The sequence below is a fragment of the Arthrobacter sp. 2RAF6 genome (assembly GCF_052115205.1).
GTDB lineage: Bacteria > Actinomycetota > Actinomycetes > Actinomycetales > Micrococcaceae > Arthrobacter.
Map to the genome: position 1 here is coordinate 41,438 of NZ_JBFRGF010000010.1, position 14,068 is coordinate 55,505.

Here is a 14,068-nt window from a genome sequence, read left to right on the forward strand (position 1 = left end):
AATGGAGGCGACGAGGCAATACGACCAGTCCCCCGAGCCGCAGTGAAATCTCAGACTCGTGTCGCGTGAAAGAATGGGGTGATGTGGACGGAGACCAGCGGGATCATCGGCGTGGGCTACGAGGGGCATGATATTTCCTCGTTCATCGCGTTTCTTGAGCCTTGGAAGATCGATGTACTTGTCGACGTGCGCCTGAACGCCATCTCGCGAAAAAAGGGATTCTCTAAGACCGCGCTCTCATCGGCCTTGGCCGAAGCCGGCATTCGCTACGAGCATCTTCCAATCCTGGGCAATCCCAAAGACAACCGCGACGGATTCTGGTCCCCTGGTACCAATGCAGCGAAGCAAGCTTACGCGCGGTATCGCGAGCTGCTGCGTGCCGCTCCGGCCCATGCTGCGCTCATGAAGCTCGCCAAACTCGGGACGAGCGAACATGTGGCACTGCTCTGCTTTGAAGCCTCAGAGACTTGCTGCCACCGTCGACTCATTCTGGAAGCGGTTGAGGCTGAAGCTGCGGCGCTGGCTCACATTTAGTTCGGAGACTGAGACCTGTAGACCCCGATAACGCTGAATGCCAAGGGATGCTTTAACTGATTGCCCACGAAGAACAAGGGCCGACGATCAGGAGCACACATCTCGGTGAAGAACTTCTTGCGAATCTCAGACATCGCCGTCGAGTCATCGAGATGCTTGAGCCTTCGCTCCAGTGCGACAAGCTCCCAATCAAGCAAGCCTTGGAAATGCCCTCGACAATTCACATCCTCGCAGAAGTATGAGTACTTCCCTTCGAACCGAGGCGCCTCCAAAAGTTCCACTTTGGGAGCATCGCCGAATAGATCCTCTTGACCAAGGTTCACCTTTAGTTTCTGCATCTGCTCGGGAGTCCAGCCTTGATGAAGGGTCAGTTTGAAATCTCGAACCTCACGCGGGCGTACGACGGCGAGCGAGGGGAACTCCCTTCCTTCCCTCTGAGCCCCGAGTATCCCGCACATGGTCCACTGCGACGAAAGCGGAGACACATACCGGTGGCGCGGTTTCCATGGCTTTAGGTGCATAATCGCTTGTATTGTTGAACGATCCGGAATGTAGCTTTCGCTTCTCGGGTCCTTCATTGCAGGTTTAACTTGCACCGTTATCAAATCGTATTTTGTGAACTTGAGGTATTCCTCCATTGACCGGAACGGAATGGGATATAACCTTATCCATTCGGGGCCCGTGTCACGCATGCGGATGCCTGCAACACATACGGTGTCTCCATAGGCTGCCGACGGTTGGGGCGCGGCCTTTACGACAACCAAGACCTCTGCTCTATCCCAGCGGCTGCCGGTTTCCTTCGGGTAGTAGCTCCGGCCCTCGCCATCGAGTGGCAACTGATCAAACATTCGTTCCCCCAATCCTGTTTCAATAATTATGCACAGGAGAACCGTTGTTTGTTGTTGAAAAGTTGTGAATCCTGCCGCAAGTTCACCACGTTCGTTGGTTCGGTTCACTAATGGCATTCTGCACATGTAAATCTCAACCGATCAGGATCCGAATGCTCTGGATGCCGGAGGAGAGGATTCGGCAGTGGGTGGCTCGAGCGCGCATTTCAAAGGATGTCCAAAGGAGGCCGGCACATTCATGCGCCGGCCCCCCAAGAATCTAAGGAGCCTACTCTTGAGCCGGCAGGACCAACTCCCCCGACTTATCCGTCGACAAGGCGAGCGAAGAGATGAACTGCGGCTCGCCGTCGGGCCCGTCCTGGGCTGACCGGACCATGTCCGGACGCTCGAACTCCAGTCCCGTGACGTGGCACAAAAGCTTGGCGTCGCTCGGGTTGCCGTCGGCGTCGAACATGGGCAGCTCGATTCCATCGTCGGAGCGGCGCAGGTAGTACTTCCCGCGGGTCAACATTGCCAGCGCCGGCGGCAGCACAAGGGCCAGCCCGACGGCGAAGATCGGCGAGTATGGCTGAACAGCCGAACCGAAAGCACCGAAGAACACGGCAATCGAGACAACGGCAGAAACCAGCATCGAGATGAAGCCGACCGGGTTGACTGCGTAAAGCATGCCGCGCCGGAACTCGGGAACCTTCGGCGAAATCTTGAGCAAGTATTTGTTGATGGCAATATCGGACGCCACCGTAACCACCCATGCCATGGCGCAATTCGCGTAGAAGCCAAGGATGGTATTGAGGAATTCGAACATGTTAGCTTCCATCAGCACTAGCGCAATCACCAGGTTGACCACCACAAACACCATGCGTCCCGGGTAGCTCTTGGTGACACGCGTGAAGCTGTTCGTCCACGCGAGCGAGCCGGAGTAGGCGTTGGTCACATTGATCTTGATTTGCGAAATGACCACGAGCACCACCGCCAAGGTCATCGCTAGCCAGGCCGGCATCATTTCCTGGTACACGCCAAGGAACTGGTGCACGGGCTCGTTCGCGTGGACGGAAGCGGCTGGATCCAGGGTGGCGATCAGATAGATGGCAATGAACATGCCCACGATCTGCTTGATCGCGCCGAAAATCACCCAGCCCGGTCCGGCCAGGATCACGGCTCGCCACCAGGCACCGCGGTTCTCGGCGGTCTTGGGTGGCATGAAGCGCAAGTAATCAATCTGTTCCGCGATCTGCGCCATGAGCGACAGGCAGACACCTGCAGCCAGCATCACGGAGGCCAGGTTGGTGCCTTCGGCCCCGGATTTGCCCGTGAACGCGAAAAAGTCCCCGATGCTGTCCGGGTGCGAAATCACCAAATACCCCACGGGAACCACCATAAGCAGGAGCCACAACGGGGTGGTCCACACCTGCAATTTGGACAAGGCTTTCATCCCGTAAATCACCAAGGGAATGACAATAAGCGTGGACGCCGCATAGCCGAGCCACTGCGGGATGCCCAGCCCAAGTTCCAGGCCTTGCGCCATGATGGAACCCTCGAGCGCGAAGAAGATGAACGTGAACGTCGCGAAAATAACGTTCGTGACTACCGAGCCGTAATAGCCGAATCCGGAGCCCCTCGTGATGAGGTCAAGGTCAATGTTGTAGCGAGCCGCGTAATAGGCCAAGGGAAATCCGGTGGCGAAAATAACCACAGCCGCCACCACAATTCCGAAAATAGCATTCACGGTGCCGTAAGAAATTCCGATATTCGCGCCGATGGAGAAATCAGCCAAATAGGCGATTCCACCGAGCGCACTCGTCGCGACCACGCCCGCACCCCACTTGCGGTAAGACCGTGGCGCGAACCTGAGGGTGTAGTCCTCCAGGCTCTCCTTCGCTGCGCTCATCGCATCGGCATTGCCCGTCGTGCGGCTCCCGGCGCCTAGCGTCTCGGAAGGTTCGACGACGGCGAGCCCCTCCGGTGAGCCGCCCGCCGTCGGGGGTTCAAGCACTTGCGTTGTCTTCGAATCGTCAGTCATCCCCGCAACTTTCCTCGTCTGAACATGTTTCCCCTCTGAACATGGCCTCGACGCTATCGACGGGATGGAACCACGGAGTCACCACGGTGTTTCCGGGCTGTAACTTATCCAGCGAGTCGGACGCCAAGATTGCGGCTCCGGGTTTGTGGACGTCCAACAAAATCACCGCCCCACAAGCCCACTACCGTCGTGAAGGAACGCACCATCCCCCGCAAGCAACGGCCGAGGAGCATCATGACCACCCAGCCAAACCCAAGGCGTACGTCCACCTTTCCGATTCTGGAAACAGCCCGCGAGCAAGTCCTCGCGAACGGCGAAGGCCTCAGCGAATCCCAGCTGCTCGAGATCCTGGAGCTTCCGGACGAGGCCATCCCGGAAGCCCTGCAGCTTGCCCACGAAGTCCGCCTCGAGCACTGCGGCGAGGACGTGGAAGTAGAGGGAATCATCTCCATCAAGACCGGAGGGTGCCCTGAGGACTGCCATTTCTGCAGCCAGTCGGGTCTGTTTGACAGTCCGGTCCGGGGCGTCTGGCTCGACATCCCCGAGCTCGTGAAGGCCGCCAAGGAAACGGCAGCCACCGGGGCTACGGAGTTCTGCATCGTTGCTGCCGTCCGCGGCCCGGACATCAAGCTCATGAACCAGATCAAGTTCGCGATCGACCGCATCAACGCGGAAGTGGACATCAACATCGCGTGTTCCTTGGGCATGCTCACCCAGCGTCAAGTGGACCAACTCGCCGAATGGGGCGTCCACCGCTACAACCACAACCTCGAAACCGCGCGCAGCTACTTCCCCGAAGTCGTCACCACCCACACCTACGAGGAACGCCTGGACACCTGCAACATGGTCAAGGCAGCCGGTATGGAACTTTGCTGCGGAGCCCTGATCGGCATGGGCGAAAGCACCGCCCAGCGAGCCGAACTCGCGAGCCAGCTCGCGGCCCTCGAACCCCACGAAGTCCCGCTGAACTTCCTCAACCCGCGCCCCGGGACGCCCCTCGAAAACCAGGGAATCATGGACGGCAAGGACGCTCTCCGCGCGATCGCGGCGTTCCGCCTCGCCATGCCGCGGACCGTGCTGCGTTACGCCGGCGGACGGGAACTTACCCTGGGCGACCTCGGCACGCGCGAAGGCCTCATGGGCGGCATCAACGCCGTCATCGTCGGCAACTACCTCACCACCCTCGGCCGCCCCGCCGACGCCGACCTCAACCTCCTCGTGGAACTGAACATGCCCATCAAGGAACTCCAGAAGTCACTGTGAGCGCAACCGTTCCAAACACTGACACGGCAAGCTTCTGCGGGCACTGTGGCGGACCCGCCTCAGTAGGCGAGCCGTTAACGCAAGGCAAGCGCCCGACGTCGGACGCTCACCAGAGCTGCCAACAGCGCCTCGCGATGGAACCACCCCGCTATTGCGCTGTTTGTCGCCGCCGCATGAAAGTCCAGGTCACGCCGCTCGGCTGGACCGCGGAATGCTCGCGCCACGGACGGTTGACAACATGAGCGTCATCCGGCGTGACCGGGCAAGCCTTTGGCATCCGTATGCTCCGGCGTCGGGCGCGCTGCCGTTGTGGGAAGTCGAAGACGCCGACGGCGTGACGCTGCGGCTCCGCGACGAAACCGGCCGGCCCCATGAGGTGCTCGATGCCATGTCCTCCTGGTGGGCAGTCATCCACGGCTACCGGAACTCCGTCCTGGACGCCGCGGCGAAGCGCCAACTAGACGCATTCAGCCACGTGATGTTCGGTGGCCTCACCCACGAGCCCGCCGTCGAACTGGCCGAACGGCTCGTGGCCATGGCCCCTTCTGCCGCAGATCGGCCACGGCTAGAGCGGGTCTTCCTGGCGGATTCCGGATCGGTGTCTGTGGAGGTGGCGCTCAAGCTGGCGGTGCAGTTCCAGACGGCTTCAGGGTTCCCCAAGAGGCAACGCTTCCTCAGCATCCGCGGCGGATACCACGGAGACACCTTCGCGGCGATGGGAGTCTGCGACCCGGTGGACGGAATGCATTCGGCGTTCCCTGGCCTGCTCGCCGCCAATGTGTTCGCAGCGAGGCCGCCCGCCGCAGGCGCGCCCCCTGAGGAAATCGCAGAGTGGAAGGCGCACGTCGAGGACCTGGCGGCGGATCACGTAAATGAACTGGCCGCGATCATCGTGGAGCCCGTGCTTCAAGGCGCCGGCGGCATGTTCGTCTACGACGCCGGGTGCCTGTGCATCCTCCGCGACATCGCCGATCGGCACGGGATCCTCCTGATCCTGGACGAGATCGCCACTGGTTTCGGCCGCACGGGCGAGCTTTTCGCGGCGCAACATGCCGGGGTGGTTCCGGACATCATGTGCGTCGGCAAAGCCCTCACCGGCGGTTATCTCACGCTCGCCGCGATGCTCTGCACGGGCGAGGTGGCGGCCCGCGTCTCGAGCGGGGCCGCGGGTGCCTTGCTGCACGGACCCACGTTCATGGGCAATCCTCTCGCGTGTTCCGTGGCCAATGCGAGCTTGGGAATTCTCGACGACGGTGCCTGGCGCAGCGATGTGGCCCGGATCGGCTCGGGCCTCGCGGTCGGCCTCGAAGCCGCCAACGCGTTCGACGCCGTCAAGGGGGTCCGCACGATCGGCGCCGTCGGCGTCCTCGAGTTGAACACGGAAGTGGACGTCGCCGCAGTGACGACCGCCGCCGTCGGGCACGGAGTGTGGCTGCGGCCGTTCCGGAACCTTGTTTACGCAATGCCGCCCTACATCAGCTCCGCCGAGGAGATCCGGCGGATGGCCGAAGGCATGGTGGCGGCCGTGGCCGAGGTGCACGGCCCATGAGCAGGTCCATGAACGCGTGGTTGGAACAGCAGGCCGCGGTCCGCGAGCGCCGGGGCCTCGTCCGCACGCCCATAACGCGCCTCGGCGGGGACCCGGAAGTGGATCTGGCGAGCAACGACTATCTTGGCCTCGCGACGGACCCCAGGCTGGCAGAGGCTGCCCGGGAAGCGATCGGCCGTTGGGGAACCGGTGCCACGTCCTCGCGGCTGGTTGCCGGAACTACGGCGCTGCACCTGGAGCTCGAATCCGAGCTCGCGGACCTGACAGGCATGGAATCCGCGTTGGTCTTCTCGTCCGGTTACTTGGCCAATCTGGGCGTCACGACGGCGCTCGGCGGCCCCGGAACCCTCATTGTGGCCGACGAACATTGCCATGCTTCGCTGATTGACGGTTTTCGCTTGAGCCGTTCGAGGGTGGAAACTGTTCCGCACAACGATCTCGACGCAACCGGGCACCAGCTGCGCACCCGCGCGGAACCGAGGGCCCTGATCGTGGTCGAGTCCATCTACAGCGTCTACGGCGACGCCGCCCCGCTCCCCCAGCTGTTAGCGCTGGCCGAAGAGCACGACGCCATGCTCCTCGTGGACGAGGCCCACAGCCTCGGTGTTGCGGGCCTCGGCGCGTTTCAGGGTCACGGCTCGGTGGCTGGAACGGACCTTGCCGCCCACCCCAACGTGGTGTTGACCGCGACGCTTTCCAAATCGCTCGGCAGCCAGGGAGGTGCCGTCCTGGGCAGCGCCCTGCTCCGCGAACACCTCGTCAACAGGGCGCGTAGTTTCATCTTCGACACCGGGCTCGCACCAGCGTCGGCCGCCGCTGCACTCGTCGCCGTCGGAATCATCCGGGCTGAACCCTGGCGTGCGGCGGCCGTCCATCGGAACGCTGCCAGTCTCACGGCGGGACTAGCGCCCGCGCTACAGGCGCCGACGCTACAGCGGCGCGGCGCCGACGTCGGGCCCGCTGGCGCGCCGCTTGAAACAGCCGGTGCCGTGCAATCCGTCCCCATGCCCTCTGCCACTGCGGCACTTGCGGCGAGCCAGGCGGCACACCGGGCGGGTGTGCGCGTCGGCTGCTTCCGCCCGCCATCGGTTCCCGACGGCGTCTCGCGCCTCCGGCTGACGGCCCGCGCCACCCTGACGCCCCACGACATCGACTACGCGTGCGCAACGTTGCGCCGCATCCTGGAGGAAACGCCATGAAACTGCCACACATAGTGCTGGTCACCGGAACGGACACCGGTGTCGGCAAGACTGTCGCGACGGCGGCGCTTGCGTCCGCGCTGCAGGCCGAGGGCCGCTCGGTGGCCGTGTACAAGCCTTGCCAGAGCGGCGATATGGCGGGTGATTCCGACTGCACCGAAATCACCCGCTTGGCCGGACCACTCACGGCCGAGGCCGGCGTCGTGCTTCAAGAATCCCTCGCCCCGGTGCCCGCAGCCGCACTCGACGGGATCACGTTGCCCCCGATTGCGGCACATGCCGAACGCGTCCGCGAACTGGCCAGCACGCATGACCATGTCCTCGTGGAGGGTTCCGGCGGTCTCCTCGTGGAGTTGGACGCCGACGGCGGCACGCTGGCAGATCTGGGCAGTCACGTTGGAAGTGATGCGACTTTTGTAGTGGTTGCCCGCCCCGCTTTGGGAACCCTGAACCATACGGCGCTGACACTCGAGGCCCTGGAACGCAGGGACCTGGCCATCCATGGCGTGATTCTGGGAACCTGGCCGGACGACCCGGGCGTGCTGGAACACGGCAACCGGGCGACGCTCGGCGCGTTGCGGCCGCTCCTAGGAGTGCTCCCCGAGCGCGCCGCGGACCTCCCTCCCGTGACGTTCAAGGCGGCGAGTGTGCACTGGCTGAGCGGTTTGAACTCCTTGAGCGGGGCCCGGTCATGAGCGCCGCTTCTGCCAGCGCCCAGACGTGCCCGTATATGGTGCTGCGGGAGCCCGCTGCAGTGCGGGGGGTCCTGCACCGGCCGGAAGACTTCAGTCCCGCGAATGCCCTCATCGCTGTGACACCGTTGTCCGGACCGTCCTTGCGCGTCCTGCAGCGTGCCCGCTTCGCCTTGCCGCCGGTGCTGGCCAGCAACCACACCGATTCCCATGCAGGTATCCGCAAGGTCGTGGCCGGGTTCTTTACCCCGGCCACGGTCGGTGCTTTCGAGCCACGTATCCGCGGCATCGCGCGGGATGCAGGTTCCGACGCGGCAGCGCTCTTGAATGCGCACGGACAGGTGGATCTGGTGCAGGCCGTGGCCGCTTACCCGCCGGCGATCGTGATGCTGGAGCTTCTGGGTCTTCCGGTCCGCGACCTTCCGGAGCTCAAAGCCTGGAGCCTGGACTCCCTCGAACTCTTCTGGGGCTGGCCGGATCCCGAGCGGCAACTGGAACTGGCACACAGCGCGGCGGGGTTCTACGGCTGGCTGCGGGAACTCGTCCTCGAGGCCGTGGCGTCTCCCGGGCGGAATCTCTTCAGTTCCTTGGCGGAGCACGGTCTCAGTACTCCCGAGATCTGTTCACTCGGTTACTTCCTGCTCATCGCGGGGCAGGAAACCACCACTCAGCTCATCAGCACGGCACTATTCAGGCTTGCCGAGGGATCAGTCGGCTTTGCCTGGAAGGACGCCCCCTCCGGCACCGTGGCGCGGGATCTCATCCGGCACGTTTTGGCTACGGAATCTTCCGTTCCTACATGGCGTCGGGTTGCCGCAGAGGACACGGTCCTCGACGGCGAGCGCATCCCGGCCGGCGCCGAAATCCTCTTGGAACTCACGGGGAACCACTCGTTGTCAGAGCAAGGTCCTGCGGCCTACGGGCTGGCCTTCGGCTCAGGGATTCACCGTTGCCTCGGTGCGAAGCTCGCGGAACTGGAGGCCGCCGTCGTCGTACAGGAAACTGCGGCAGCGCTGCAAGGCGTTCGTTTGGCAGAACCGAACCCCGAGTGGCTCCGCCTTTTGTCCTTCCAAGCGCCGCGGACGGTGGTGGTCGGCTGCTGACCCAAATTCCCGAACGCTCGCTCACATCTGACCCCAAATTCCCGAACGCTCGCTCCCATCTGACCCCAAATTCCCGAACGCTCGCTCCCATCTGGTGAACGCAAGCATCTGCAGGGACGCGTCCAGAAAATGAGCGCGTCTTTGCCACAGGATTTACTTAAGGATTGCCGAAGGCGTTCAGGTCCTTGCCGGAGCCAGCCGATAGCCCACGCCGCGCACTGTTCGCAGCAACGCGGGTTCTGGGCGTCGTCGCCGAGCTTGCGGCGAAGATTGCCAATGTGGACTTCGACGGACCGTTCGTCGGCGTCGCTCGTGTAGATCCCGACGTCGTAAGGTTCGTTCCGGAGGCGGCGCACAAGGTCCGCTTTGCTCAAGTCCGTGCGGCCTGCTTCAAGCAAGGAGTACAGGAGGTCGAACTCCGTGGGCGTCAGCCGTAGGTCCTGGCCGTCGATGGAAACGGTCCGTGTCAGGCAACGCTCGCTCACAAACAAGCCATTTCCAGCCAACCCTCGCTTACAACTTGTGAGCGAGCGTCACGCCAAACGCCCCGATACGTGAGCGAGCGTCCGAGGGGGCGCTGCGTAGACTGAGGATATGGGCGAGAGCCGCGACCTGCTGACGCCTGAGCAACGCAGCCTGAATATGTCCAAGATCCGGGGCAAGAACACCAAGCCCGAGCTCTTGGTCCGTCGGCTACTGCATGCCAAGGGTTACCGGTACCGGCTCCATGGCCGGGCCGCGGGCGGGAAGTTGCCCGGCAGCCCGGATCTCGTGTTTGCAGGCCGGCGCAAGGTCATATTCGTGAACGGATGCTTCTGGCACTTCCACGATTGCAAGGCCGGCCAGCACGCACCGACCGGCAACGCGGATTTCTGGGCAGCCAAGCGCAACCGGACCCGGGAGCGCGACGCCGGACAGCGCGAACTGCTGAGGGCCTCCGGATGGGAGGTTCTCACCGTGTGGGAGTGCGAACTGCGCGACCGTTCGGCTTTGGAGAATCAGCTCACGCAGTTCCTCGACGGCGGCCGAACAGGAAGTAGCTCAGCGGCCCAAAGAAATTGATGAAGCTTGCGGCCCGCCATACCGCTTTGTTTCCCCTGATCTGGGCCGCGGGGGTCTTGGAAATGCTGCGTTGTGCCGCGACGAGCAGCGCCAACTGTCCCGCACCCACCACGAGCACGCCCACGCGTTGCCCAGGGGTCATGTCCTTCCAGGACTTCTTCTTTTTCTTGCCGTGCATGATGCCTCCATCTAGGGAATGACTGCTTTCTCAGGCTAGTCCGACTCCGGCACTGACGGAACTGCCAAGGCTCCGGAAGCGTTACAGGCGCGCCTGGCGCACCACTTCTCCCCAGGACTGCTGGGCCAGGTCCGTGACGGCGGCAAGGATCTCCATCGGTGGCCGCGACAAGTCCAGCGGGTACTCCACAATGTCGATGTCCGTGTTGAGGATCCGCCGCAGCTTCATCTCTCCCTTGCCGGCGTAGACCAGCCACGCCGTGGGCACTTGCAAGGCAGTGCAGTAGGCCAGGAGTTGGTAATGGTCCGCGTTCAGCGATGCCCCTGAATCCGTGGCCGCGGCGTATTTGGAGTCGTACACCACCACGGGCCTGCCACCCAGGAAATGCACGGCGTCGGGGCGCACTGTCAGCCGGTCCGAATCCCGGACGGCTTCGTTGAGGGTGGCGCCGTATTGGAGCCGCATTTCACCGGGATGTGCCCGCATGGCCGCCCGCAAAGCCACACCCACGAATTCCTCAAACACAGTGGACATGTCCACTACAAACGACGCGGTCTGCTGCTTCCCTTCGCCCGCTTCGGCAGAGGCATTCCGCAGGATGAGCTCGGCCAAGCGGAGGACGGGATGGTAGCGGAGATTCATCCGATTTGCTTGCCACCGCGGGAGGGGCGCCCCCGACTGCAGCCGCGTGACGGCGTCGAGCTTTCCCTTGAGCTGCCGCAAGCGGCTCAGGACGTTCTGCCGCACGCCAGGAACCTTGCCCATCCGCTCGAGCGCAGCACGCACGATACGGTTCTCGGCAATGTCCTCGGTGAATTCGTCATAGGAGACTTCCAGAGGAACCAGCATCCCGGGGCGGCGCGAGATCTGGTCCGAGATCCGGATGCGGCCCTTGACCGTCCGGAGGGACTCGTCCACGGTGAGATAACCCTGCAGCGGACCCCTACTGAGGGCCCGCTCCGCCAACTGGGCGAGGGACTCGGCCAGGGCGCTCCACAGGTCCTTGTGCTCGACGGCGGCCACGGAATCCTCGCGGAAGCCCTGGTCCCCGGCGTAGCTGAGGAGGAACAGCAACCGGTTCAAGCCCAGGCGGTCCTTAGGCCGTACCTCGAACTGGACGGTCGGCGTCCGCACAGACCCGACCTTGCCCACAGGCTCGACGCGATAGAGGCCCATCCCCATGGGTGAGGCCTTCGCAAGCCCGCTCGAGTTGAGGAGGGCAGCGGCATCCGGATCAAGCTTTTCCACGATGCCACCGGAGAGCTCGTCCATGACGATGTGCCGCACAGCCGGAGCCTTCGTGGAAACGCGGGCCGCAGGCTTTCCGATACCCGGGGCGCGGGCCGGCCGCGGCGGCGCGGTCTTAGCGGACCGCAAGTCGACCCAACAACTGGTCAAGACCGAAGCGCTCCTCGAGCTGGGCCCGGTTCAACTGACCGTGGTAGTGCTCCTCCAGGAGTGGCATGAGTTCGTACTTCCAGATCCGGCGCAGCCCGGCGGGGTTCTGGGCCGCGTTCTTCATGAAGTAGGAGGGGCCGATCATCAGGTCCCGATCCCAGTCGTCGATGGAGTCATTCAGGGCGTCAAGCAGGTCCGCGTTGAGGGTGTCCAGGCCGCGGGCCGTGAGGAAGCGCCGGAGCGAACCGCGGATCGGTTCCACCTTCGGGTGCAGTTCCACGAACGCGAAGCGACGGCGGATGGCCGCATCCATCATGGCGATAGAGCGGTCCGCCGTGTTCATGGTGCCGATGATGTAAAGGTTGTCCGGCAAGCTGAACGGTTCGTTGGGGCTGTACTGGAGGTAGATGCGGTCGTCGCGGTATTCCAGCAGGAAGTACAACTCACCAAAAACTTTCGCCAGGTTGGCCCGGTTCATCTCGTCGATGATGAGGAAGTACGGCTTGTTGGAGTTCCCGGGCTTCGCGGCTTCTTCCGCGAGGCGCCGCAGCGGTCCGGCCACGAGCTTGAACGAAACCTGGCCGTCGTCGGTCTTGTCAGGCCGGTATCCCTCGAAGAAGTCCTCGTACGCGTACGACGGGTGGAACTGCACCAGCTTCACGCGCTCATCGGTGCTGTCGCCGGCGAGTTCGGCGGCCAAGTGCTTGGCGAGGTAGGTCTTTCCCGTTCCCGGAGGGCCGTAGAGCACCAGTTGGCGGTTCTCCTCCAGGAGCTCGGCAATCTCGGTGAGCGGCTCGAGCTCCATGTGGAGAGACGCCGCGAACTCTTCAGTGAGGGGCCGGAACCCTTCAATTACGGGCTCGACGACGGCGTCCGGGGCGGCGGTTTCCTCGCCGTCGGATTCGGCTTCGGCGGGCAGGAGGGACTGCAGCGACTGGATGACCTTGGTGACGTCCACGACGATCCCAGAAGTGGAGAGCTGGCGCTGGACGTGCCGCGGAGCCTCGGCAATCGGGTGGGTCTCATCGAACCAACGCACTTTGCGGCGGAGCCGGCGGTTGTCCTCGTTGTGTTCCGGTTCGCCCAGGACCACGCCGATCCTGATGGCTCCGGAATTCTGGAACAGTGCGAGGTCGCCGGGCTTCATCACGGTCAGGAACGCGAAAACAGCGGTCTTGGTGTCCTCCCGCTCCACATAGCCGAGGTGCTTGTAGTCCTCGTCGACGGCATGCTGGACCAGGCCTGCTGTCACGCCGGGGGTGAGTTCGCGGAGGTGTTCGACGTCGAGCGTTGCCTTTTCCTCGTCCCGCCACGCGGCGAGCAGCTCGGCGGAGTCCTGGTGAGTGCGCAGCAGCCAGGCACGGCGGCCGGGATCTCCCACTTTGCGCCACTGGCTGACGAGCTGGCGGTCGTACCAATCGATGCGCTGGCCGGCCTGTTCGTCAAGGTACAGCCGGATGCGGTGGACGTCCGCCGTGATGTCGGTTTCCGTTTCGCCGTGGGCGCCGCCAACGAGCGAAGCGAAAGCGTCCCGGATTTCGCGACGCTCAACGTCCGCGACAACGGGCTCGAAGTAGCTGGGCCACGCCAAGTATTCGATGCTGCGCCGGATGGCCGGCTGGTCCTCGGGGGTTGCCGCCGCGAGTTCGTGGAATTTCAGCGGATCCTTGAGGGCCTTGCTGATACTCGCGTTGGACTGGTCGTCAACGTGCGCCACGAAGCGGCACAGCCAGGTGAGGTGGTCCCAGATGGTCCAGTTGAATTCCGCTGTCCGGTCACGGATGACGCCGTGATCGGTCATCCCCTGGTACAGCTCCTTGGGGAGTTCGAGCTCCGGATCGAGCCAGGACGCGGCTTCGGCAACGCGGGCGCGCTTCACCTTGAGCGATTTGACCTCGTGTGCCAGAGGCAGGGACTGCAGGAAGAGGAGTTCGACGGCGAGCAACTTGGCCTCGCGCGAAGCCCCTTCCAGGTTTTGCCGCAGGTTGGTCATCATGGGCGCCTTGGCGTCTCCGACGCCGCGTTCCAAGCGCTCCAGGAGCTCGCCGGCGGCGTCCACCGTCCAGGTGCGGGTACTGGCGTCGAGCGCCGAAGCCTTGCCTTGCAGACCCGGGCCCAGCACGAACCACGCCGCATCTTCGATCTCCTTGGAGATACCGGGGGCACGGGTCAGTGGGGTTTTGGTGGAGGGAGTCACCATGCCAACTTACATGGTTTGTCTT

Annotated in this window: 13 protein-coding genes and 1 pseudogene; 8 read left to right on the plus strand and 6 right to left on the minus strand. The window is 63.5% G+C overall.

Translation table 11 applies throughout. From position 1 onward, the window contains the following. Positions 1-81 precede the first annotated feature (81 nt). Positions 82-534, plus strand: coding sequence for a DUF488 domain-containing protein (locus AB4Z38_RS09600; protein WP_441429494.1), 453 nt, complete (start codon positions 82-84; stop codon positions 532-534). On the opposite strand, the gene AB4Z38_RS09605 is transcribed toward AB4Z38_RS09600, so the two are convergent. Both AB4Z38_RS09605 and AB4Z38_RS09610 read right to left on the minus strand, forming a co-directional pair. After that, entirely contained in the window at positions 531-1,490 is a 960-nt protein-coding gene (locus AB4Z38_RS09605; RefSeq protein WP_441429495.1) for a hypothetical protein, read from the minus strand. The two genes, AB4Z38_RS09600 and AB4Z38_RS09605, sit on opposite strands and share 4 nt — an antisense overlap. Positions 1,491-1,650: 160 nt before the next feature. Next, positions 1,651-3,402 (minus strand): purine-cytosine permease family protein, encoded by a 1,752-nt coding sequence (locus tag AB4Z38_RS09610; RefSeq protein ID WP_441429496.1) that lies wholly within the window; start codon positions 3,400-3,402, stop codon positions 1,651-1,653. Positions 3,403-3,636: 234 nt separating this feature from the next. Here AB4Z38_RS09610 and bioB point away from each other — a divergent pair, with 234 nt between their 5' ends. From bioB to AB4Z38_RS09640, 6 genes are all read left to right on the plus strand, one after another. Then, positions 3,637-4,665: a biotin synthase BioB gene (gene bioB / locus AB4Z38_RS09615; RefSeq protein WP_441429497.1), complete on the plus strand. Its 1,029-nt coding sequence runs from the start codon at positions 3,637-3,639 to the stop codon at positions 4,663-4,665. Positions 4,666-4,799: 134 nt separating this feature from the next. Further along, positions 4,800-4,907, plus strand: a complete 108-nt coding sequence (bsaP, locus tag AB4Z38_RS09620) for a biotin synthase auxiliary protein BsaP (RefSeq protein ID WP_441413097.1) — start codon at positions 4,800-4,802, stop codon at positions 4,905-4,907. Further along, complete coding sequence (locus AB4Z38_RS09625; RefSeq protein ID WP_441429498.1) at positions 4,904-6,214, plus strand: adenosylmethionine--8-amino-7-oxononanoate transaminase; 1,311 nt, start codon at positions 4,904-4,906, stop codon at positions 6,212-6,214. The genes bsaP and AB4Z38_RS09625 overlap by 4 nt, the downstream gene beginning before the upstream one ends. An 8-nt stretch (positions 6,215-6,222) precedes the next feature. After that, on the plus strand, positions 6,223-7,413 hold the full coding sequence (locus AB4Z38_RS09630) for an 8-amino-7-oxononanoate synthase (protein WP_441429562.1): 1,191 nt from the start codon (positions 6,223-6,225) through the stop codon (positions 7,411-7,413). After that, positions 7,410-8,108 carry a dethiobiotin synthase gene (gene bioD, locus AB4Z38_RS09635; protein ID WP_441429499.1) on the plus strand — a complete coding sequence of 233 codons (699 nt, stop codon included), beginning with the start codon at positions 7,410-7,412 and terminating at the stop codon, positions 8,106-8,108. Before AB4Z38_RS09630 ends, bioD begins: the two co-directional genes overlap by 4 nt. Next, complete coding sequence (locus AB4Z38_RS09640) at positions 8,105-9,208, plus strand: cytochrome P450 (protein ID WP_441429500.1); 1,104 nt, start codon at positions 8,105-8,107, stop codon at positions 9,206-9,208. Before bioD ends, AB4Z38_RS09640 begins: the two co-directional genes overlap by 4 nt. A 177-nt stretch (positions 9,209-9,385) precedes the next feature. Here AB4Z38_RS09640 and AB4Z38_RS09645 read toward each other — a convergent pair. Continuing rightward, positions 9,386-9,705, minus strand: a pseudogene (locus tag AB4Z38_RS09645) (winged helix-turn-helix domain-containing protein); the annotation flags it as partial. A gap of 97 nt (positions 9,706-9,802) precedes the next feature. Between AB4Z38_RS09645 and AB4Z38_RS09650 the strand changes: the two are divergent. Further along, a complete protein-coding gene (locus AB4Z38_RS09650; protein WP_441429501.1) occupies positions 9,803-10,270 on the plus strand; it encodes a very short patch repair endonuclease in 468 nt (155 codons plus the stop codon). Here AB4Z38_RS09650 and AB4Z38_RS09655 read toward each other — a convergent pair. The 3 genes from AB4Z38_RS09655 to AB4Z38_RS09665 form a co-directional block, all read right to left on the minus strand. Beyond that, complete coding sequence (locus AB4Z38_RS09655; RefSeq protein ID WP_441429502.1) at positions 10,212-10,448, minus strand: PLDc N-terminal domain-containing protein; 237 nt, start codon at positions 10,446-10,448, stop codon at positions 10,212-10,214. The genes AB4Z38_RS09650 and AB4Z38_RS09655 overlap by 59 nt on opposite strands. Positions 10,449-10,529: 81 nt before the next feature. After that, positions 10,530-11,720: a 5-methylcytosine restriction system specificity protein McrC gene (locus tag AB4Z38_RS09660; RefSeq protein WP_441429563.1), complete on the minus strand. Its 1,191-nt coding sequence runs from the start codon at positions 11,718-11,720 to the stop codon at positions 10,530-10,532. 91 nt (positions 11,721-11,811) lie between these two features. Beyond that, a complete protein-coding gene (locus AB4Z38_RS09665) occupies positions 11,812-14,046 on the minus strand; it encodes an McrB family protein (RefSeq protein WP_441429503.1) in 2,235 nt (744 codons plus the stop codon). Positions 14,047-14,068 lie beyond the last annotated feature (22 nt).

Excerpts from the sequence above, each read along its gene's own strand:
- AB4Z38_RS09655 (WP_441429502.1), bottom strand. The coding sequence starts at position 10,448 with ATGCACGGCAAGAAAAAGAAGAAGTCCTGGAAGGACATGACCCCTGGG.
- bioD (WP_441429499.1), top strand. The coding sequence starts at position 7,410 with ATGAAACTGCCACACATAGTGCTGGTCACCGGAACGGACACCGGTGTC.
- AB4Z38_RS09625 (WP_441429498.1), top strand. The coding sequence starts at position 4,904 with ATGAGCGTCATCCGGCGTGACCGGGCAAGCCTTTGGCATCCGTATGCT.
- AB4Z38_RS09600 (WP_441429494.1), top strand. The coding sequence starts at position 82 with ATGTGGACGGAGACCAGCGGGATCATCGGCGTGGGCTACGAGGGGCAT.
- bsaP (WP_441413097.1), top strand. The coding sequence starts at position 4,800 with ATGGAACCACCCCGCTATTGCGCTGTTTGTCGCCGCCGCATGAAAGTC.
- bioB (WP_441429497.1), top strand. The coding sequence starts at position 3,637 with ATGACCACCCAGCCAAACCCAAGGCGTACGTCCACCTTTCCGATTCTG.
- AB4Z38_RS09640 (WP_441429500.1), top strand. The coding sequence starts at position 8,105 with ATGAGCGCCGCTTCTGCCAGCGCCCAGACGTGCCCGTATATGGTGCTG.
- AB4Z38_RS09630 (WP_441429562.1), top strand. The coding sequence starts at position 6,223 with ATGAACGCGTGGTTGGAACAGCAGGCCGCGGTCCGCGAGCGCCGGGGC.
- AB4Z38_RS09650 (WP_441429501.1), top strand. The coding sequence starts at position 9,803 with ATGGGCGAGAGCCGCGACCTGCTGACGCCTGAGCAACGCAGCCTGAAT.
- AB4Z38_RS09610 (WP_441429496.1), bottom strand. The coding sequence starts at position 3,402 with ATGACTGACGATTCGAAGACAACGCAAGTGCTTGAACCCCCGACGGCG.
- AB4Z38_RS09665 (WP_441429503.1), bottom strand. The coding sequence starts at position 14,046 with ATGGTGACTCCCTCCACCAAAACCCCACTGACCCGTGCCCCCGGTATC.
- AB4Z38_RS09660 (WP_441429563.1), bottom strand. The coding sequence starts at position 11,720 with ATGGACGAGCTCTCCGGTGGCATCGTGGAAAAGCTTGATCCGGATGCC.